Raw genomic sequence first — 19,595 nt, forward strand, 5'->3', positions numbered from 1 at the left:
TAACGAGAAAGCGAGAAGCCGCTGTCGCAGACTACTTTAGGAGATATTGGGGGCGAAGGGTAGGGCGCTGCCGGCGGCTGACCGGCGACGGGTGGCTGGCAAGGGGTGGTCAGTGTCTGGCCATGTCACTCATCGAGCCGGCCTTTGAACAACGCAATGCACCACGTCCGTCCGTCCTTCGACAAACCCCGCTTCGCAATACTTCAGATACAGACGCCACGTCCGCACGAACCTTTCGTCGAATCCCAGTGCTCTCACTTCATCAAGCCTGGCCTCGAACGCCGCGTGCCAATGACGCAGTGTCTGTGCGTAATCGACGCCGAAAGTCAGCGTTGTCTCCGCGCATAAGCCGGCGCGCTCCGCTGCGCCGATAAGTCGCTCGGGGCTTGGCAACATCCCTCCCGGGAAGATGTACTCGCGAATAAAGTCGCTCGAATGTCGATATGCGGTGAATTGGGCCTCGTCGATCGTGATCGACTGGATCAGCGCGCGGGCCCCAGGAGCAAGGCAGCGGCTTAGCGTCCCGAAGTAGATAGGCCAATACGCTTCACCCACCGCTTCGAACATTTCGATCGACACGATGGCGTCGTACTCGCCGGCAACATCGCGGTAGTCCCGCAACTCGATCTCGACAAACTTCGACACGCCTTCTGCGCTAACCCGTGCGCACGCCGATTCGAACTGCGCGCTTGAGATCGTGAGCGCGTGTACGTAGATGCCCTGACGTGCCGCGTGCACCGCAAAGCCACCCCATCCACAGCCGATTTCGAGCACGTGCATGCCTGCACGCAGCCCGAGCGTGTCGATGATGCGCTGATACTTCGCGTTTTGTGCAGCCTCGAGCGACAGCGTCGCATCGCCGTTGAACCACGCGCTCGAGTAGGTCCATGTCGGATCGAGCCAAAGTGCGTAAAACGCATTGCCGATATCGTAGTGCGCGTGAATGTTCCGGCGGCTGCCGGCCTTTGAATTGATCCGTAGCCGATGGCGCAGGGCGTACCAAAGCTGCGAAATGCGCGCGCCTGTCACTGCAGGCGTGAGTTCACGGATATTGCGGATGGCGACAATCAGCACCGCGGCTAGGTCGTTTGAGTCAATCCACCCTTCGCGATAGGCCTCCGCGAATCCGATGTCGCCCGCGCGAAGAATGGCGCCGCACGCTCGCCAGTCGCGGATCTCGAGCGTTGCGGACGGATGCTGATGCGGGTCGCCAAACACGAATGACATGCCGTCCGGCGTCATGACCGTGACGTGTCCGTGCCGGATACGGCTCATCAGCGAGAAGAACACGCGGGCCGACAGGGGCATCGCCGAAGGCGAGCCGAACGCGTGTAGCAAGGTCATGAACGTGCCCCGTGATCGTGATGGATGGTGTTGAGACTGCTCGGGTCTGATTCGCGATGTACGGCGTCGCGCCGGGCAGCGTCAGCGTCGCGCGCCAATTGCAACGCGTCATCTCGGCCGCTCGCGCTCGTGCTCCCGCTTGCAGCAGACGGCGGTGTCGTGCCGTGAAACGGCACGCGCTTGATCCACAGGCGCAAGGCTTGCCAGTGGATTCTTGCCATGACGCCGACGGCAACAAACGGCTGCGTGAGAAGAACGCGGCACACGCGCCGGCCGTCGAATGGCTCGATATGCATGCCGATCGCAGTGCGCAAAAGGGGACCCGTTGCATCGTCGTAGTCGATGCACACCACGAGCCGGCGTCCATCCCGTCGGACGCGAAACGCATAGTGCCCGTCGACGTCACAGAACGGAGACACGTGGAAGGTCTTGCGGGTCATCAGCACGCTATCGTCGGTGATGGGCTCATGATCTGGCGCGCTGAGCAGATAACCGTGATGCTCGCCGAAGGTGTTGCGAACGTCCGCGTACAAGGCGCGCAATCGCCCCTCCGTATCGTGGCAATACCAGAAGCACACGGGATTGAACGCATAGCCCGCGATGCGCGGGATGGCCTGCAGCCAGATCGCTCCGTTTGCCGGAATGCCTTCTTGGGCAAGACGTTCGCGCATCCATGCATCGAGCGGGCGTCCATCGCGTGGTCCGAAATCGCTCGCGTGAATCGAGACTAAGCGCGTGCGATCGACCCCGAACCACCAGCGCGGCAGTTCATCGAGTCGACCAAGATCGCAGAGCACCTGAAACACGGGATATCTGAATGCGTGACGCACGGGGCGTAGTCGCGCATGCGACACATATCCGGTCAGTAGCCGTGCTGCGCTCGCGTCAACAACGTTGTGCGTGTTCATAGCGCGGCCCATTCCGGCGCCACACCGAAATCCGCCGCGACGCGCAGCGCCGACTTCAGTCCGTCTTCGTGAAATCCGTAGCCCGTCCACGCGCCGGCAAACCAGGTGCGACGACGACCCTGCAGTTCGGGGAGCATGCGCTGAGCGTCGATGGCGTTGAGATCGAGTAGCGGGTGTTCGTAGTCGTATCGCCCGAGCACGGTGTCATCGCTGGGATCGACGTGCGGATTCAATGTGACGATGACCGGAGTGCGGAACGGCAGTGGCTGAAGCTGATTGAGCAGATAACTCACGCACACCGGCGCATGACCGCTTTCTCGTTCGTTTTCACTTTCGACTGTGTGCGTGGCCCGCCGACTCAGGTAGTTCCATGCCGACCATACGCGTCGGCTGCGAGGCAACAAGGCTGGGTCTGTGTGCAGTACTGCCACATTGCGCTGAAAGCGGATTGCACCGAGTGTCTTGCGCGCGAGCGCGTCCGCGTCGTCGAGCAGCCGAAGACTTGTCGGCGCGTGACTCGCAAGAACGACCGCGTCGAAACGCTGCGCGCCGAAAGGGTCGGTCGTGACAGTGACGCCTTCATCGTCGCGCCGCACACTTCGCACGGGAGTACGCAGACGGATATCGTCGAGCTTTGACGACAGACGATCCACATACGTGCGGCCTCCGCCGACGACTGTTTTCCACGGCGGACGCCCGTTGACTTGCAGCAAAGCGTGATTGATGCAAAACCTCAGAAACGTCACCGCGGGAAAGCGCAGGATGTCGGCGGCCGAGCTCGACCAGATCGCGGCGGCCATCGGCAGCAGATAGTGCTGCTGGAAGGGCACGCCGTATCCCTCCGTAGCGAGTAGCTCGCCCACGGAATATCCCGAGCGCGTCGCTGTGTCGAGATGCATCGCAGCAGCGCTGTTGAATCGGAGGATGTCGCGGAGCATGCCGAGAAACGTCGGTGAGAAGACGTTGCGCCGCTGGGCAAAGACCGTGTTCAGGTTGGTGCCGGCCCATTCAAGCGCGCCGCCGTCGACCGACACAGAGAACGACATGTCGCTGCGATACGCCGCAACGCCGAGTTCTTCGAACAGGGCAACAAGATTCGGATAGGTCCGATCGTTGAACACGAGGAACCCGGTATCGACGGCCGCACGCGACCCTTCGAGCTCGACGTCGACGGTATGCGTATGGCCGCCGAGATAGTCGGCAGACTCAAACAGCGTGACGCGATGCCGGCGCGACAAAAAATAGGCGCTCGCCAGGCCGGCGATGCCCGAACCCACCACGGCAACGCGCTGGCTCGGCGGCATGGCGTGCTGTGCCGGGTTCATTGGCTGGACCTCGCGGACGATGAACCGGTGGTGGTGGTGGCCGGGGCTATGGCTGTGGCTGCGGTTGAAGCCACAGTTGTGGTTGTGGCTATGGACGTGGCTGCGGCAGAGGGCGTGGTTGTGGATGCGGGTGTAGTTGTCGTTGCGACAGCGGCAGTGGCAGGAGCAGTGGCAGCGTTTGTGACAGCGGGTGTGCTTGTGCCTGTGCGTGCAGCCGTAGCCGCGTACTTCAACGACTTGCCAAGCAACACATGCGCGACACCCCATTCCCGCCCGGCCGCGTAACCGAACAGCTCCGATACGGCCATGTAGAACATGCGCCAACGCTGAAACGCGACGCGGGCGTCGGCACGATAGATGTCGTGCAGGACCGGCATGACGATTTCGCGTGAGCTGTCGAGCGAAGCAAGCCAGCGGTTCGCCGTTCGCGCATAGTGCGTGCCGTCGACCCACCAGTCGCGTTCGACCACGAGGTCATCATCGAAGCGCGATAGCATGTCGGCGCTTGGCATCGTGCCGCCCGTAAAGAAGTGGCGCGACATCCAGTCCGACGTGTCACGTGAAGCGAAGTGATAGGCAAGCCGATGGTGGGCGAAGTGATGAACAAACAACTTGCCGTCGTGTTGCATCCATCGCGCGATCTTCGAGAGCAGGGCGCCGTAGTTCTTCATGTGCTCGAACATTTCGATCGACAGCACACGGTCGAATCCCGTCATCTCCGGCGGCAGTTCGAGCTCGGCGATATTGCCCGTGATGATCCGGACGCGCGTCAACCCGCGCGAGGCGCACCGCTGCTCGATAAAACGACGCTGACTCTGCGAATTGGAAACGCCGACGATCTGCGCGTTCGGATACTTCTCCGCAAGCCAGATCGACAGCGAACCCCAACCGCATCCGAGGTCGAGTATGCGATGCCCGTCTGCAAGCCCGGCGCGTTGGGCATAGAGCGACAGCATGGCGTCTTCGGCTTGCGCAAGCGTCTCGTTGCCGCGCGGATAGTATCCGCACGAGTATTTGAGCCGGGGGCCGAGGTGGGCTTCGAAGAACGCGCCGGGAATCTCGTAGTGCTGTGCGTTCGCAGCGTGGGTGTCGATGGCGATCGGACTGGCACGGAGTTCGTTAAGCAGCGCTTCAAAGGTGTGCGACCGATCGCGTCCGTATCGCGCAGTCTCTTCGGCGAGGCGTTGTCGTACAAGCGTGCGCATGCCGGCACGAGTGAGCGCATCGGGGAGCCAGCCGCGCTCACACCATCGGATCAGCCAGTGGTCGGACGGCTCGCCGGAGGTGGCGGAGGAACGGGTAGGCTGTGCGGTCGTACCGGTCATGGCGGAGTGTCTCGCAGCGGTCGATGGGGATGGATGGGGGGTGGGCGGGCGATGCATGCGTATCAGGATTGGGTACGGTCCGCGCTGGCCTTCGGCGGCCAGGGCACCAGCGCACTCGTGGTGCGCATGTATTCGCGGTAGCCGGCGCGCCGTTGCGCGAGCCGCGCCTCCAGGATCGGAATGCCCGACACCTTCATCAGGAGCCACGCCATCAGGACAGGTGAAACGAGCGTCAGCCAGCCGGGCAAGGTGCCGAACACCAGCGGCACATACGCGAGCCAATGCAGGCATTCGAAGAAGTAGTTGGGATGACGCGAATAGCGCCACCAGCCGATGCGACACACTTCGCCGTGATGGGCGGGATCGGCGAGGAAGCGCCTGAGCTGACGATCAGACGACGCTTCGCCGGCGACAGCGATGCACCAGATCGCGATGGCGACGGCGAGCGCAGGCATGGACGGCACCTGCCTGGAATACGCGGGAACGAAGAACGAGATCGAAAGAATCAGGGTGGTCAGTGCCTGCAGCTGGAAAAACCAGAACATGTTTCGCGCACATGTATCGCCCCAGCGCTCGCGCAAGGCGTGATAGCGAGCGTCTTCGGGCTGACCCCGTTGGCGCCGCCATAAATGACTGGCGAGCCGTATCGCCCATACACCCCCACCGAGCGCGACGAACAGGCGATTGACGGCCGCACCTTCGCCCGATGCGGCCGCGAGCAAGGCGAGACCGCCGAGCGCCGCCGCCCAGACGGGATCGATCACGCCTGCGTTGCGCGTGCGCAGCTGAACGAGCCAGGTGGCGGTGAACGTCACCACCACCGCAGCAAAACTGACAGCAAGGGTCGATGCGAGATGCATATCGGCTCCATGTCGCTTCTGAATTCAGATACGAAGCATCTGGCCGAATGGATGCAGGGGGCGCGTGGCTATCCGCATTACGCAGCCGCCACGCTCGCAACGTTGCAGCACACTTATCTCGCCCGGGAACGCTGCCCGGACTCGCAGCGCTACGCGTTCATTCCGTTACGGCGCGACAACTACAGATCCGTCAGGATCTTCAGCGCAAGCGGATTGGTCGACGCAGTGGCCACAGACCCGATCGCAACAGCCGTGTAAATCCCGCCCGACGCCACCGTGGCGGATGTCTCGATGGCCGTCGTCGAAGTCCCCGTCGCATTGACCTTGATGTCATAGGTGCCCGCCGGCACGGTCAGGTACTGGGAGATCGCCTGGAACGGGACGTTGGACAGGACAACCTTGTCGTTGACGAGGACGTCGACATTGCCGGCATCGGGTGCTGCGTGAATGACGCGCAGCTTTGCGTTGCCCGAAGTCGGTGCCGTCAGATCATCGGTCGCGATCAAGGCTTGGATGCTGTTCAGGAAGCCGACGGCGAGCACGGTGTACGCGGCGCCCTTCGCCAGCGTGGGCGTGACGTCGATCACCGTCGTCGATGTTCCGGTCGCGTTGACCTTGATCTCATGCGTGGCCGCTGTGACGGTCAGATACGACGACACGGCGGAGTACGGCACGTTGGTCAGCACGACCTTGTTGTCGACAAGCACATCGACATTGGGCGCGTTTGGCGACGCATGCACGACACGCAGGCTGGCGTTGAACGTAAGCGGCGTGTCGTCGCCGCCGCACGAGGCCAGGCCGAATAAGGCCAGTAAACCGAGAGCCACGAGAATGACATGGTGAAGGGCTTTCATAACGTCTCCTGATATTTGTTTGTCTACGACAAAAAATCGTGTGACGCAAAAAAGAGACCGCGAGGGTCTTCGTTGTGGTGGTGAGTCTACGAACGGGCGCGCGAACGCGTAGCCGTACTGAAACGGCTTATGACGGCTATATGAGTCGCATGGCACGCCTGGTGCATCCTCGAAAAATAGGCTGCTTTCTGAGTATAGGTTTCGGAATGACGAGTTCAACGTGAACAAAGGATGATATTTTGTCCACCGTTGTAGTTGAACAAATCGTGTCGACACTGTATGAAGTCGGCCGTGACGGCCGTTGCGCGAACGGCGGTCGGCGGGGCTGACGTGAGTGCCCGGTTCGACCGGGCCGCGGGAGATCAGGGAGGGCGGCCTACACGAACATCGAACGCTGAGGCCGCCGTTTGCGTTCGGGACGTGCCCCGAAATGGGCAGGTCTGCCCTCTCGGGAGACGAGCCCTCGATCACCCGATGTGCTTGCGTATGGTGGGTTTGCAAACGGCGTTCACGTCTTGTTTGCGTGTGGAATCCGCGTCACGAGAGACTCGGGCAAATTGAGGGATTCGGCGACTTTGCGCGTGTCGAACTCCGTCGTGAGGTCGATAACCAGCAAGTCATTTGGACGCTCCGAAAAGTGCCAGATGATTTGCTGACTCCGTGCGCGCTACAGCTGCTCGTGGTGTTCGGCGTAGTAATAGAGCTCACGGTCCGACTTCAGCATTACTTCGCGTTCGAGAGAGTTGAGCGAACTGAGCCGACCCATCGGTTTGATATTGTCTGGGTAGATATAGTTCGCGTTTTCCAGGGCATCTGCTTCAATCGGCATGTCAGCGCGGAACGCTGAATATTTTTTATGAAAACCGCGCGAAAGATCAAACCGCGCATCGGCATCGCATCATGCGCAAATGAATTTGCTTCCGGGAAGCAGAGCATCGGCCTGCGCGTAAAAGGTTTAAAATAAAAAGGGGAGTGCCCTGAAATGCGTCGCGACGGTTGATAAAATCGACAAAGGGTCTCAGTCGCCCTTATAGGCGTGAGCGTCGTAAAGCTCGCCTTTCCGTCGATATGTGGCATTCAAACCGACAATCTGGAAAACGCCTTGCAGCGACATAGTGCCTGTTTATCCGCGGAAATGCCGAATACCTCGTTGAAGGTTTTATATGTGACGCAAATTGGAATGGAGATTTGCCGAAATTGATTCCGATTAAAATGAGCGTCTCTAGTAGTTTCAACCGCAACATGCTTCTTTCTATTTGATTGTATGAAATATCGGGTGTATTGGATTTTATTCGGCGTCGCGCGTTAGGGATCATTTCGAACGGGCTCGCGGGCACCGCCGCGACGACGGAAGGATTGGCAGGACAGGCGCGGGAGCAAGGTCAGCACGTTGCAAGTGGGGCCGCAGTTTGTTCACCCCCGTAGCGTTGGCAATGTACCCGTCCGTCCACGAAATGCCCGCGTCCGAAATCTGCGTCCAAAGAACCCCGTCGACCTGGTGCCCGCTGCCCGATCGTATCGGAGCCTGGAAAAACAATAGAACGCCGTGGCGGAAAATTCTGGCGTACCAACGGATCATTGATCCGTTCTCGCGCACGACGATTGCGAGCCCTCGCCGTGCGCGAGAGCGATGTCGGAGTTCAGCATCTGCAGATACGTTCGAGGTCCCGGTCACAAACTCGTATCAGAATACGGAACTATTCGCGATAAGAAGAGAAAAAATGCGCTCTTTTCGGGGATGGTCGGCTTTTAGCTAAAATCCAAAAAAATCGATTGATTAGAGGTGCCGCGCCCGCTATGGTGACTGCACCTGCGCGTCTCTGACGCATCGACTCGACAATTTATTGTCCTAGCTGTTCGCTTTAACGAGTGCTGCTTTTGAGGCACCAACCTGAGCCTTTTTCGCGCCCGATCGAGCGTCGAATATTGCAAGTGATGGCGGAGCGCCTCGTTTTTTGGGAGAGCGTTCTGGAGCGCTTTCTTTCGCAATGACGCGTCACCCCCGCGGGGTGCGTGTTAGGCAAGATTCGTAGCAAGCTCTCACGTCACACGCCATCGCATCCGATTGATACGTAGTCCAATGGCTTGGAATTTGTTCGGGCCACATTGAACCCGTGAAAAGTCTTGCTTTATATATCGGCGTCGTTTGTTGAAGCGACGTCGCATATCTTGCGATGCGTTTCCCGACGCAGGTTTAACGCACTCGAGAGCATCGACCGGTCTTCTACCAATCTTCTACCAATGCTTTTTTTTGCATTCGGCCTCTCGTGGCGCAGGCATGTTGCCGCCACATACTTTTCCAAAAAAATCTAGTCTTCTTTAAATCATGTGGGTCCTTTCGCGCAAACGCTCGATTCGAAACCTCAACCATACCCACGTGCCCAACTCGCTCATTCGCGCTCGTGCAAGTGCCAAGTAACAAAGAAACGCGGTAGTAGAAAAGATCGGTAGCAGTTGTCCCAGATATCCGAGGTTTCTCAAACGGCAGTGCAACGAAAATCAAAACGAGGCAGACGAATGGGAAAGAAAGCTAAACTCAGGCACGAGGCTGTTGTAATCAGTCGGCGATGTGGCGGCAGCCGGCGGCATCAGCAAAATCGCCATCAATTGATTCAACCGTTACTAACATATTTGCAAGTGGTCGGCTCTTTGCCGGATCGGATCAAAGATGTGGATCAGCAGTGTGCAAAAGAGTATTTCCGCGTTCGCGTTGTGAAGGGGGATACCCCGGGGCACTTGCACAACATTGCGTCTGCATTGAGGGTAGTCCTGCGCAATGCAGGCAGGGATACACAAGATTTCTCGAACGCTGATTTATCAATACCACCTCGAGATCGAACCGGCAAGCGCCAGCCAATTAGCGATAGCGCGTACATCAGTCGAATGAACGCGCTTCGAATAGCCAATGAGGGGCTTTACCACGTCGCGAAGCTTTCTCGTTTGCTCGGGCTTCGAACTATGGAAGCTCTGATGTGCGGTCCGAGCCTTCTTGATTGGGTAAGAGCGCTCGAAATAGGTCCTGTAACCGCGTTGTACGTGACGCGCGGTACAAAAAATGGGCGTCATCGCGAAGTAGAGCCTATTTTCTCGCGGGTCACTGAAACTCAAGCAGCCGTGTCAGCGGCAATGGAGTTTTACACGTTGCATGGCGCATTAGTTGGCATTCCCGGTGACTTAAAAACTAGCGCGTATAAGATGCGCCGAATATATCGGTCCGTCGGATTTCGTGGCGAATATTCGCCGCACACTTTACGATATGCATATGCCTGCGATAAAGCCATTGAGTTGCTTTCGCAGGGCATGACTAATCGTGAGGTGCTAGTCCGTCTAAGTCGTTATTTAGGGCATGGGGATAGTCGGTATCGATGGATTAAATCGGTGTATTGCAGGTCGTTGATCGATGTGTTTGCTCAGAACGCTGACAACATGAACGGTGCCGGGGCAACAATAGAGCCGACGCGGGATTCCGCGAAGCAGTAGCACTCAGCGAAGACCACTGTCATGCCTCGAGTCGTTCGCATCCGCTGGTCCAAGGCTTCTGCTATCAGTTTTGCGTGTCTAGATCTACATTTCGGACCTCGCGGCGCATGAAGGGGCATCGGACGGGGCGCAGAACGGCTTGGGTGCTGAGTGGAAGACGTACTTCCACTTGAAAACCCCCCACCCCGTCCCTATACTTAGCACTCGTCAGCCCGGAGTGCTAACACCACGGGCTTGCGCATCCGGTTTCCGGCGACTGGCCCCCCGGCTGGTTGGCCCAATCAAGCGTTTCTGTTTCGAACTCAAATAGGAGTGTGTATGAACCTTCGTCCGTTGCACGATCGCGTCATCGTCAAGCGCCTGGACCAAGAAACGAAGACCGCCTCGGGCATCGTTATCCCCGAAGCCGCTGCTGAAAAGCCGGATCAGGGCGAAGTCCTGGCCGTCGGCCCGGGCAAGCGCGATGACAAGGGCGCTCCGATTGCGCTCGACGTCAAGGTCGGCGACAAGGTGCTCTTCGGCAAGTACGCAGGCCAGACCGTCAAGGTCGACGGCAACGAACTGCTCGTGATGCGCGAAGAAGACATCATGGCCGTCGTGCAAAAGTAAGCCTCAGGCTACTTGCTCAGAAGGTTACAAAGCCTCGTGTCCGACGTAAGCGGGCACTCGCTTCATTCCCGAATCAAATAGTTTCAAGGAGCCTCAAATGGCAGCTAAAGACGTCGTGTTCGGCGATATCGCCCGCGCAAAGATGGTCGAAGGCGTGAACATTCTCGCCAACGCAGTCAAGGTCACGCTGGGCCCGAAGGGTCGCAACGTTGTGCTCGAACGCAGCTTCGGCGGCCCGACGGTCACCAAGGACGGTGTCTCGGTCGCGAAGGAAATCGAGCTCAAGGACAAGCTCCAGAACATGGGCGCGCAAATGGTCAAGGAAGTTGCTTCCAAGACCAGCGACAACGCCGGTGACGGCACGACGACGGCAACGGTTCTGGCCCAGTCGATCGTCCGCGAAGGCATGAAGTACGTTGCATCGGGCATGAACCCGATGGATCTGAAGCGCGGCATCGACAAGGCCGTCGCAGCTGCAGTGGAAGAACTGCGCAAGATCAGCAAGCCCTGCACGACGAACAAGGAAATCGCGCAAGTCGGCTCGATCTCGGCCAACAGCGACTCGTCGATCGGCGATCGTATCGCTGAAGCGATGGACAAGGTCGGCAAGGAAGGCGTCATCACGGTTGAAGACGGCAAATCGCTGAGCGACGAACTCGACGTCGTCGAAGGCATGCAATTCGACCGCGGCTACCTGTCGCCGTACTTCATCAACAACCCGGACAAGCAAGTCGCCGTTCTGGAAAGCCCGTTCGTGCTGCTGCACGACAAGAAGATCTCGAACATCCGTGATCTGCTGCCGGTGCTCGAACAAGTCGCGAAGGCTGGCCGTCCGCTGCTGATCATCGCTGAAGACGTCGAAGGCGAAGCGCTCGCAACGCTGGTCGTCAACAACATCCGCGGCATCCTGAAGACCACGGCCGTCAAGGCTCCGGGCTTCGGCGACCGTCGCAAGGCGATGCTCGAAGACATCGCGATCCTGACCGGTGGTCAAGTCATCGCTGAAGAAACCGGCCTGACGCTCGAGAAGGCAACGCTGGCCGAACTGGGCCAGGCAGTCCGTATCGAAGTGGGCAAGGAAAACACGACGATCATCGACGGCAAGGGCGAAGCCACGAACATCCAGGCTCGCGTTGGCCAGATCCGCAAGCAGATCGAAGAAGCGACGTCGGACTACGACCGTGAAAAGCTGCAAGAGCGCGTGGCCAAGCTGGCCGGCGGCGTTGCAGTGATCAAGGTCGGTGCTGCGACCGAAGTCGAAATGAAGGAAAAGAAGGCACGTGTCGAAGACGCGCTGCACGCAACGCGCGCAGCTGTGGAAGAAGGCATTGTTCCTGGCGGCGGTGTTGCACTGATCCGCGCACGTGCTGCAGTGTCGGCTGTGAAGGGTGCAAACCCCGATCAGGACGCTGGCATCAAGATCGTGCTGCGCGCGATGGAAGAGCCGCTGCGTCAGATCGTGACGAACGGTGGCGAAGAAGCTAGCGTCGTCGTGGCGCGCGTGCTCGAAGGTAAGGGCAACCTGGGCTACAACGCTGCAACGGGCGAGTACGTCGATCTGGTCGAAGCCGGTGTTGTGGACCCGACGAAGGTCACGCGTACGGCACTGCAGAACGCAGCTTCGGTTGCTGGCCTGCTGCTGACGACGGACTGCGCTGTTGCTGAACTGCCGAAGGAAGACGCACCGGCAGGTGGTGGCATGCCCGGCGGCATGGGCGGCATGGGCATGGACATGTAATTGGCGCAAGCCAATGCATGACCGAAGGCAGGGCGACCTGCCTTCACCCCTGCAGCATCTCGGCGATCTTCACGGATCGCCAAAAGCGAAAAACCCGCGGAAACGCGGGTTTTTTGCGTCTTGTCGTCCTTTGTCCTTTCTGCACCCTGGTTCCCTCAGATTCGCCGAACCGTGTTCTGCAATGTCTGCGACCATTGTTGGCTCCCCGCGCCTGCGTTGGGCACCGTCACCCGTGGCGCTGTCGCTGGAATGCCGGTAACGGGCAGATCCTCGTCAAGCTGCCAGAACGGTCCTTGACCGGCATTCGTATGGGCGAGGCGATAAGCGTCTGCGATCGTGAAGTAGCTGTCTTTGCTGCGCGGATGTGGCAGCACACCGTGGATATTCGGGTTCTTGAAGATGAGATTGTCAGACCCGCTCAAACCCACGATCACGATGACATGCGAGCCGATCCCGAAGCGTGACCAGCCGTAGTTGCCTTCGGCAATCACCGGGCCGCGCGACAGTGCGTTGCGCCATTCGCCAACGCCTGCGACCGGTGAATTCAGCGCGTGATTCTCACGCAGGCCGTAGTGATCAGCATGAGCGCCGATGTGACTGCCCCTGTTTCTCCGGAATTCGGCCATGGCGTGCGCGCTGTGCGCCGGACGCGGCTGTCCCTGGTCGTCGATCCCGTAGATCGTGCCGTACTTGTACTGCATCACCATCTCGATGCAGGTCAGCCAGCAACACTCCTTCATGCCTTGCCAACGCCAGGCCACATGCCTTCCCACCACCATTGCCATACCGCTTCTCCCCACCGAATAAACGCATAGAGGGCGTTGTCCCCGATACGAACGACAACACCTGTCAGCGGAAAATATTCCGGCGGCAGGAGAGTTATCGGAAAGAAGAGAGCGAAACCAGTGCGCGAAATCAGGCACTGAAAGAGGCCAGCGGAAGAGGCCAGCGAAAGACGTACGGGAAAACGGTGGGGAAAAGCGGAAATCGGGTATGGAAAGGCGCGGCGTGCGAGGTGCGGCGCAGCGGACAGGAAGTGGAAGTTCGCACCCCGTAGTGCGAACTTCCACAGGGCGAATCCTTAATGCAGCGCGTCGCCGCTGCCGATATCGCGCTCGGGTCCGCGAAGATCCGGATCCGGCTCGTGACCGCCTTCCGCATCGTCGCTCTCGCCTTCTTCCTTCATCTCGTCGGCCTTGGCCCAGAAGAAGCGATCGGGGACGTAGCCGCCCATGCCCGGGCGGAACGCGTTTTTCGAGGCCTGGAACAGATACTCCTGGGCCTCGCGCACAGCTTCCGGGGCTTCGATGCCGTTTGCGAGCAAGGCGCACACGGCGGCCGCCAGCGTGTCGTTGACGCCCAGCACGCGGTTCGGGATGCGTTCCCACGCGTCCTGACGAATCTGGCCGTCTTCGCCGTAAAGCGTGTTGATCATCTGGTTCGTCGACGTGTCCGTTGCCAGCACGAACTCGCATCCATGCGACAGCAGATGACCAATCGCGTCCTCATGCGACGGTGATTCCGCATCGGGGTCAGGCTGGGCAAGCTGCGCGATGGCGCTTGCATCGGCGACGAGCAGCGTCGTCTGCGGTGCGAGCAATTCGGCAACCGATTCGCGCAGTTCATCGGCGGAGAGCACATGCTCGTCGTCGATCGCGAAGTCGGGCGAGAGAATCAGCGGCACGTCGTCGTAGTCAGCGACAACTTCGGCAATGGCGCTCGCGATCTCGGCACGCAATGTAGCGCCAACCTTGAAGGCCGCGATGGGCATGTCTTCGAGCAACATACGCGCCTGATTGGCGACCGCATCGGGATCGAGCGCCGTGATTTCATCAACGCCTGCGGAATCGCGCACGGCATAGCCGGTGAGCACGGTGACGCCGTGGCACCCCATACTAGCGAGCGTCAGCAGGTCGGCCTGGATGCCGGAAGCGGAAGTGGGATCGGAGACGCCGAAGCAAAGCACGATCGGCGGAGCGTCGTTGGCCATGTAGTCTGTGATTCGGATCAATAAGAGGCCAAATGCCGGAGGAAGCGCGCTAGGCAGCCCTCCGGCAAACCGGTAACATCAAGCCTTCGCATTGTAACGGATCGGCCTCGGCCGACAGCCCACAATAAACGCCTGGCGGCGCGGCGAATTCGCGCGTTTGAGCTTGCTTGCGGCAGGTTGCGGTGGGGCGTGCACGTGTCTTGCGACCGCCTTGGCACGTACCGGACCGGACGGCCGATTGCCGCTCCGGATCGCTTTCTAAGGACGCGACAACAGGAATGGAATACAAAAGCTGGATGTGCCTGATTTGCGGCTGGATCTACGACGAAGAAGCCGGCCTGCCGGATGAGGGCATCGTGGCCGGCACGCGTTGGGAAGACGTGCCCGTCAACTGGACCTGCCCGGAATGCGGCGCGCGTAAGGAAGACTTCGAGATGGTCCAGATCTGAGCGTCAGATTTCACTGAGCGCATTGAGTCGTACTCCCTGAGTCGTACCGACCGGCCCGCGGCCCTCTGACCTGGATGGATGCTCACTCGATCCGATTCGAAATAGGCTTCAATCCTTTAGGGGGCGCACTGCCGGATGCCGAGCAGGCGATCGCCGACGCACGTGCGGCCGTGCGCACCGGCGCGGACCCGTTCAGCGGGGTGCACCGCGCGGCTGCCGCGTTTCGTTCGGCAGGCTGGATGCCGGCCGTGCTGTTCACCGAAGCGATCGACGCGTGTTCGCCGATCGCCCATATTCAGAGCCGCCTCTACGACGGCGCACTCGCCGATCTTGCGCACGCTGTTGCAATGCGCAATTTGCCGGCGCTCACACGTTCCGCGAGTCTCTTTGAGCGATATCGCTCGTTGCGCGTCGCTGCTGAGGGCGAGGGCGTACATGTCGGCTACGAGACGTTTGCGATGGCCGGGCGCGTTGTGCCGTATGCCACGATCGCGGCCGTGTCCGACAAGGACTTGAGCGCGGTTCGAACGCGCTACGAGACGGCCTTGCTTGGCGCCTTGCGCGGCGGTGTCGAACGTCTTGTCCGCGAAGCCGCGTTGATCGAACTCGAATGGTGCGCCTCGGCGCTCGCGGGTGCCGATCCGCTCGATATCTGGCGTCTGGCGGGTGCTTGCATGCATTTGCTGCGCGAGCACGGTCCCCAGTTGCCCGACGACCGTCGTTTGCTGGCCGGCTTCAATATGCTGCTGGCCGATCAGGCAGGCGGTGCGACGCGTGCGCCTCGCGAACTGGTGCGCAGCGCGGTGGCACTGCTCTGGCGCGCATCGATCCCGCCGTCTGATACGCCTGAACGGCCTGTCGAATACGACGGCTTGCTGCGCGACTATGGCGTTGCGGTCGGCCGTCCGCCGTCGCCAGTCGATTCACCTGAAACCCTTTGGGAGCAAGCCGCGACGCGCGACGAGATCCAGTCGCGCATCGCGCGCGGATTGACCGGCGAGGCGCTTGCCGTGGACCGTTCACGGTTTATCGGCCCGCTCGTTGTCGCGGCAGGGGCGTACGAAGACTTTCTGGCAACGGCCGACGCGTCGATGGCCGCGCTCGGCGATGCAAGCCGCCTGTCATCAATGCGCACCTCGGATGCTGCCCAGGCTTCAGAGGCGGCGTTCCGGATGGCCGCGGCGTCGGCGGCTTTAGGCCTGGGGCAGGTCGGCCTGCTGGCCGATGCGCTTGCGCTGTCGTGGCGTATGCGAGCTCGGGCGCTGGCCGAAGCGCGCGAGTCGATCCTGGCTTCCCGCATCGGCGACACCGCCTTGACGCTGGGCACCGATGCACTGCGCGGCGCGCTGCTTCGGATCGCCGCCGGCATTCCGCCATTGCCGCTCGATCAATCGATCGCAACGCTCCAGGAGCTGATCGATTCGAATTGAATGATTCGAATTGATCGATCAGGCGTTATCGGGGCACACTTCGGAACAGCCTTTGAGCAAGATCGACTTGTCCCGTCCGCCGGTCTGAGTTTGGCGAGTCACAGGTCGTTATCCGATGTATTGCGGTACAAAAACGGCATCAAAACCCGCGAGCGTTCCAATGAAGGATGAGCTGCCGGGCGCGCCGTGCAGGCTGCAGCGTCGGTTGACGACGGCTGTCAGACTGCCGCCGTTGCTGCTGTAGAGGCACGACAAACAACAAATAGACGTATCAGATCATCGCACTCGAAGAGACACTCAATGCAGTCAGGCGATACCGGCAGCGTAGGCAATATGGACACGATGGGCGTCAAGCTCATCGACTTTTTCGACGTCACTCCGACGTCGTTGTGGCTCGAAGACTATAGCGAGCTGCGCGCGTTGTTCGAGCGCTGGCGCGCCGACGGCGTGACCGATCTGCGTCGCTTTCTCGAAGACGATACGCGGCGCGTGGCCGAGTGTTCGGCCTGCATTCGCGTGCTCAAGGTCAATCAGCGCACGCTCTCGCTCTATGCCGCGACGTCCCAGGACGAACTCGTTTCGCGTCTCGATCATGTGCTGCGCGACGATATGCTTGAGGCGCATGTCGACGAACTCGTGCAGATGTGGGAGGGCGGCCCTTCGTTCCAGAGCAAGAGCGTGAACTACGCGCTCGACGGGCGGCGGCTCGATATCCTGCTCAAGGGCGTGATCCTGCCCGGCCATGAAGACAAGTGGGATCGCGTGCTGGTCGCCGTAGACGACATCACCGAGCTTGAAGATGCACGTCGCCGCACCGCGATGAGCGAGGCGTATGCGCGCGGCATTTTCGAATACGCGCCTGTGTCGCTGTGGGTCGAGGATTTCGAAGCCGTCAAAGACCTGCTCGAAGAACTGCGCGATCGGGGCATCACTGATTTGCGCACGTTCACCGATGTTCACCCGGAATTCGTCGAGCGTTGCATGGCCGAGATCCAGGTGCTCGACGTCAATCACCATACGCTCGAGATGTTCAAGGCCCCGAACAAGGCCGAGCTGCTGGGCCGGCTGTCCGAGGTGTTTCGCGGCGAGATGCGTCATCACTTCCGTGAACAGCTGATCGATCTCTGGGACGGCAAGCTGTTTCATACGCGTGAAGTCGTCAACTACGCGCTCGATGGCGAAGTCGTCAATATCCACCTGCAGTTCTCGGTATTTCCGGGGCACGAGGGGCATTGGGATCTCGTGTTGCTTGCATTGACCGACATCACTGCGCGCAAGAAGGCCGAGGCTTACCTCGAGTTCCTTGGCAAGCACGACGTGCTGACCAAGCTCAAGAATCGGTCGTTCTATGTCGACGAACTCAACCGTCTGCAACGCAAGGGTCCGTTCCCGGTCACGGCGATCATGATCGACGTCAATGACCTCAAGAAGGTCAACGACCAGCTTGGTCATGCCGCAGGGGACGAGTTGTTGCGGCGCGCGGGCGAGGTGCTGACCAAGGCCGTCGACAAGCGTTATCACGCGGCGCGTATCGGTGGCGATGAGTTCGCCGTGCTGTTGCCGGGCGTCGATGCGCGCGGCGGCGAGCAGATGGTCGAACAGATCGAAAAGCTCATCGAGCTCAACAACCAGTTCTACACGGGCACGAAGCTGAGCTTCTCGATGGGATCGGCGACATGCGACGGCAAGGAGCGGCTTGAGGAAACGCTCAAGCGTGCCGACCTGGCGATGTATGAGTCGAAGCGCGCGCACTACGATCAGACCAAGTCGAATCGGCGGGCTGCGAATTGATGAGAAAAGGGCGCGCGCAAGCTTGCTGCCGCGCCTACCTTTGTCGTTGCTTCGACGTATGGCGCCGCTCAATGAATAAAGATCAGCGCCGCGATGCCGCCGAACAGCATCCACTTCACGACGTAGTAGACCTTGCGATTCCACGCCTTCAGGCGTTTGCCCACGCGCCGGATTGCGTAGAGATAGCGGAACGCGTGATTGAGGCCACCGGTGCGATCGCCGACATCGTTCGGTGAAGTCGCGGCTCTCATCAACGTCACACCAACGCCGTGCGTGATCCATGCGGCCCAGCGGAATTTCATCGGGCGTTCGATATCGCAGAACAGGATGATCCGGTCCGTCTGGGTTTCGTTGGCGGCGCGGTGCAGATACGTCTCGTCGAACATCACTTCCTGCCCGTCGCGCCACGAGTAGCGCGTGCCATCCACCTCGATCCAGCATCCGTCATCGTTCGGCGTCGAGAGACCGAGGTGATAGCGTAACGATCCCGCATACGGATCACGATGCGGATTGAGCTTGCCGCCCGGCGGCAGCTGCGCAAACATCGCTGCTTTGACGGAAGGCAAGGTACGCAGCAACGCCGTGGTGCGAGGGCATAGCGCAGCCGCGGAAGGGTGCGCGTCGTTGTACCACTTCAGATAAAAGCGCTTCCATCCGTTGCGGAAGAACGAATTGAAGCCGATGTCGTTATAGCCGGCGGCCGCGCGGATCTGACTCGCATCACGCAGTGCGAGCGCTTCGTCGCGGATCATCTCCCAGTTCTCACGCAGCAGCGACAGTTCCTCGAAATGCGAGAGCGAGAGATAAGGCGTCGTCGGGACCCGCGAGAAGAGATACGCAAAACAGTTGATCGGGGCCATCAGGGCCGAGTGGTCTGTCAGCTGGCGAAAGAAGCCGTGCCGGACCTTCCCGCGCCAATGCACATACAACCCGCAAACGATAAAGATGACGAGCACGACCCAGCGCATCGTTTCTTCCCCTTCGGTCCCGCTTCCCACCAGGCCGCGCTACGGCCCACAACAGACCGAGCTGCGACAGTCCGAGCGACGGTGGACCCACCGGGCTGCGGCTTTGTGCCGACCGAGCACCCGTTCAAAACGCCGGTTAGTGACGTCGCTATGAGCGCATAAATTACGCGCGTCGTAAGCGAATTGCAGTGCACCCGATATTGGGTGTGGCGCGTCGAATACGGTCCCCGAGATCGGAACGTTCGCGGGAAGCCTTGCCTGGCGGGGCTTGAAAGCGATTGATGCGAATTGGAGCGGTAATCGCGCCACTTTCATTGCAAAACTGCAGACGCAATTCCGCGAAAAAGTGGGTTGTTTGGGCGGGGAAGTGGGGTGAGGTGAGGGGTGGCAGCCCTCGGCAAGGGCCGTACCGGTTTGTTTTAGTCAATGAGTGGGAAAAAGTTTGCGTCCAGGCCCGAGCGAGAACTCGAGCCCAAGTCTGACACGAAGAGCAAAAAGACCACGCTCAGCCCACGCTACGCGTC

Annotated in this window: 15 protein-coding genes and 1 pseudogene; 6 read left to right on the top strand and 10 right to left on the bottom strand. The window is 60.1% G+C overall.

The window, feature by feature from the left end; genetic code table 11:
* Positions 1 to 129 precede the first annotated feature (129 nt).
* The 7 genes and pseudogenes from ACMFWR_RS04795 to ACMFWR_RS04825 form a co-directional block, all read right to left on the bottom strand.
* Positions 130 to 1,344 (bottom strand): class I SAM-dependent methyltransferase, encoded by a 1,215-nt coding sequence (locus tag ACMFWR_RS04795; protein ID WP_413193872.1) that lies wholly within the window; start codon positions 1,342 to 1,344, stop codon positions 130 to 132.
* Positions 1,341 to 2,252, bottom strand: a complete 912-nt coding sequence (locus ACMFWR_RS04800; RefSeq protein WP_413193873.1) for a DUF1365 domain-containing protein — start codon at positions 2,250 to 2,252, stop codon at positions 1,341 to 1,343. Before ACMFWR_RS04800 ends, ACMFWR_RS04795 begins: the two co-directional genes overlap by 4 nt.
* Positions 2,249 to 3,577: an NAD(P)/FAD-dependent oxidoreductase gene (locus ACMFWR_RS04805; RefSeq protein ID WP_413193874.1), complete on the bottom strand. Its 1,329-nt coding sequence runs from the start codon at positions 3,575 to 3,577 to the stop codon at positions 2,249 to 2,251. The genes ACMFWR_RS04800 and ACMFWR_RS04805 overlap by 4 nt, the downstream gene beginning before the upstream one ends.
* A gap of 236 nt (positions 3,578 to 3,813) precedes the next feature.
* A pseudogene (locus tag ACMFWR_RS04810) lies at positions 3,814 to 4,902 on the bottom strand (SAM-dependent methyltransferase); the annotation flags it as partial.
* 62 nt (positions 4,903 to 4,964) lie between these two features.
* Positions 4,965 to 5,762 (bottom strand): DUF1295 domain-containing protein, encoded by a 798-nt coding sequence (locus ACMFWR_RS04815; protein ID WP_413193875.1) that lies wholly within the window; start codon positions 5,760 to 5,762, stop codon positions 4,965 to 4,967.
* A 179-nt stretch (positions 5,763 to 5,941) separates the two neighbouring features.
* Positions 5,942 to 6,616 carry a DUF4397 domain-containing protein gene (locus ACMFWR_RS04820; RefSeq protein ID WP_413193876.1) on the bottom strand — a complete coding sequence of 225 codons (675 nt, stop codon included), beginning with the start codon at positions 6,614 to 6,616 and terminating at the stop codon, positions 5,942 to 5,944.
* A 667-nt stretch (positions 6,617 to 7,283) separates the two neighbouring features.
* Complete coding sequence (locus ACMFWR_RS04825) at positions 7,284 to 7,445, bottom strand: hypothetical protein (RefSeq protein WP_413193877.1); 162 nt, start codon at positions 7,443 to 7,445, stop codon at positions 7,284 to 7,286.
* Positions 7,446 to 9,133: 1,688 nt separating this feature from the next.
* Between ACMFWR_RS04825 and ACMFWR_RS04830 the strand changes: the two genes are divergently transcribed.
* From ACMFWR_RS04830 to groL, 3 genes are all read left to right on the top strand, one after another.
* Positions 9,134 to 10,096, top strand: a complete 963-nt coding sequence (locus ACMFWR_RS04830; protein ID WP_413193878.1) for an integrase domain-containing protein — start codon at positions 9,134 to 9,136, stop codon at positions 10,094 to 10,096.
* 318 nt (positions 10,097 to 10,414) lie between these two features.
* A complete protein-coding gene (gene groES / locus ACMFWR_RS04835) occupies positions 10,415 to 10,705 on the top strand; it encodes a co-chaperone GroES (RefSeq protein WP_413193879.1) in 291 nt (96 codons plus the stop codon).
* A 97-nt stretch (positions 10,706 to 10,802) separates the two neighbouring features.
* The gene (gene groL, locus ACMFWR_RS04840) at positions 10,803 to 12,443 is read left to right on the top strand and encodes a chaperonin GroEL (RefSeq protein ID WP_413193880.1); all 1,641 of its coding nucleotides are present in this window, start codon (positions 10,803 to 10,805) and stop codon (positions 12,441 to 12,443) included.
* 155 nt (positions 12,444 to 12,598) lie between these two features.
* Here groL and ACMFWR_RS04845 read toward each other — a convergent pair whose 3' ends face one another.
* A complete protein-coding gene (locus tag ACMFWR_RS04845; protein WP_413193881.1) occupies positions 12,599 to 13,228 on the bottom strand; it encodes a hypothetical protein in 630 nt (209 codons plus the stop codon).
* A 296-nt stretch (positions 13,229 to 13,524) separates the two neighbouring features.
* Positions 13,525 to 14,433, bottom strand: a complete 909-nt coding sequence (thiD, locus tag ACMFWR_RS04850) for a bifunctional hydroxymethylpyrimidine kinase/phosphomethylpyrimidine kinase (RefSeq protein WP_413193882.1) — start codon at positions 14,431 to 14,433, stop codon at positions 13,525 to 13,527.
* A 278-nt stretch (positions 14,434 to 14,711) separates the two neighbouring features.
* Between thiD and ACMFWR_RS04855 the strand changes: the two genes are divergently transcribed.
* The 3 genes from ACMFWR_RS04855 to ACMFWR_RS04865 all read left to right on the top strand — a co-directional run bounded on the left by ACMFWR_RS04855 (position 14,712) and on the right by ACMFWR_RS04865 (position 18,103).
* Complete coding sequence (locus ACMFWR_RS04855; RefSeq protein WP_413193883.1) at positions 14,712 to 14,882, top strand: rubredoxin; 171 nt, start codon at positions 14,712 to 14,714, stop codon at positions 14,880 to 14,882.
* A gap of 74 nt (positions 14,883 to 14,956) precedes the next feature.
* Complete coding sequence (locus tag ACMFWR_RS04860; protein WP_413193884.1) at positions 14,957 to 16,312, top strand: hypothetical protein; 1,356 nt, start codon at positions 14,957 to 14,959, stop codon at positions 16,310 to 16,312.
* 300 nt (positions 16,313 to 16,612) lie between these two features.
* Positions 16,613 to 18,103, top strand: coding sequence for a diguanylate cyclase domain-containing protein (locus tag ACMFWR_RS04865; RefSeq protein ID WP_413193885.1), 1,491 nt, complete (start codon positions 16,613 to 16,615; stop codon positions 18,101 to 18,103).
* 68 nt (positions 18,104 to 18,171) lie between these two features.
* Here the strand turns inward: ACMFWR_RS04865 and lpxO are convergent, their stop codons facing one another.
* Positions 18,172 to 19,071 (bottom strand): lipid A hydroxylase LpxO, encoded by a 900-nt coding sequence (lpxO, locus tag ACMFWR_RS04870; protein ID WP_413193886.1) that lies wholly within the window; start codon positions 19,069 to 19,071, stop codon positions 18,172 to 18,174.
* Positions 19,072 to 19,595: the final 524 nt, after the last annotated feature.

This window comes from Pararobbsia alpina, assembly GCF_965118125.1.
GTDB lineage: Bacteria > Pseudomonadota > Gammaproteobacteria > Burkholderiales > Burkholderiaceae > Pararobbsia > Pararobbsia alpina_A.

Bases quoted from the DNA above. Each gene is read 5' to 3' on its own strand.
- ACMFWR_RS04815 (WP_413193875.1), bottom strand. From the start codon at position 5,762: ATGCATCTCGCATCGACCCTTGCTGTCAGTTTTGCTGCGGTGGTGGTG.
- lpxO (WP_413193886.1), bottom strand. From the start codon at position 19,071: ATGCGCTGGGTCGTGCTCGTCATCTTTATCGTTTGCGGGTTGTATGTG.
- groES (WP_413193879.1), top strand. From the start codon at position 10,415: ATGAACCTTCGTCCGTTGCACGATCGCGTCATCGTCAAGCGCCTGGAC.
- ACMFWR_RS04805 (WP_413193874.1), bottom strand. From the start codon at position 3,577: ATGAACCCGGCACAGCACGCCATGCCGCCGAGCCAGCGCGTTGCCGTG.
- thiD (WP_413193882.1), bottom strand. From the start codon at position 14,433: ATGGCCAACGACGCTCCGCCGATCGTGCTTTGCTTCGGCGTCTCCGAT.
- ACMFWR_RS04800 (WP_413193873.1), bottom strand. From the start codon at position 2,252: ATGAACACGCACAACGTTGTTGACGCGAGCGCAGCACGGCTACTGACC.
- ACMFWR_RS04820 (WP_413193876.1), bottom strand. From the start codon at position 6,616: ATGAAAGCCCTTCACCATGTCATTCTCGTGGCTCTCGGTTTACTGGCC.
- ACMFWR_RS04825 (WP_413193877.1), bottom strand. From the start codon at position 7,445: ATGCCGATTGAAGCAGATGCCCTGGAAAACGCGAACTATATCTACCCA.
- ACMFWR_RS04865 (WP_413193885.1), top strand. From the start codon at position 16,613: ATGCAGTCAGGCGATACCGGCAGCGTAGGCAATATGGACACGATGGGC.
- groL (WP_413193880.1), top strand. From the start codon at position 10,803: ATGGCAGCTAAAGACGTCGTGTTCGGCGATATCGCCCGCGCAAAGATG.
- ACMFWR_RS04860 (WP_413193884.1), top strand. From the start codon at position 14,957: ATGGATGCTCACTCGATCCGATTCGAAATAGGCTTCAATCCTTTAGGG.
- ACMFWR_RS04845 (WP_413193881.1), bottom strand. From the start codon at position 13,228: ATGGCAATGGTGGTGGGAAGGCATGTGGCCTGGCGTTGGCAAGGCATG.
- ACMFWR_RS04855 (WP_413193883.1), top strand. From the start codon at position 14,712: ATGGAATACAAAAGCTGGATGTGCCTGATTTGCGGCTGGATCTACGAC.
- ACMFWR_RS04830 (WP_413193878.1), top strand. From the start codon at position 9,134: ATGGGAAAGAAAGCTAAACTCAGGCACGAGGCTGTTGTAATCAGTCGG.
- ACMFWR_RS04795 (WP_413193872.1), bottom strand. From the start codon at position 1,344: ATGACCTTGCTACACGCGTTCGGCTCGCCTTCGGCGATGCCCCTGTCG.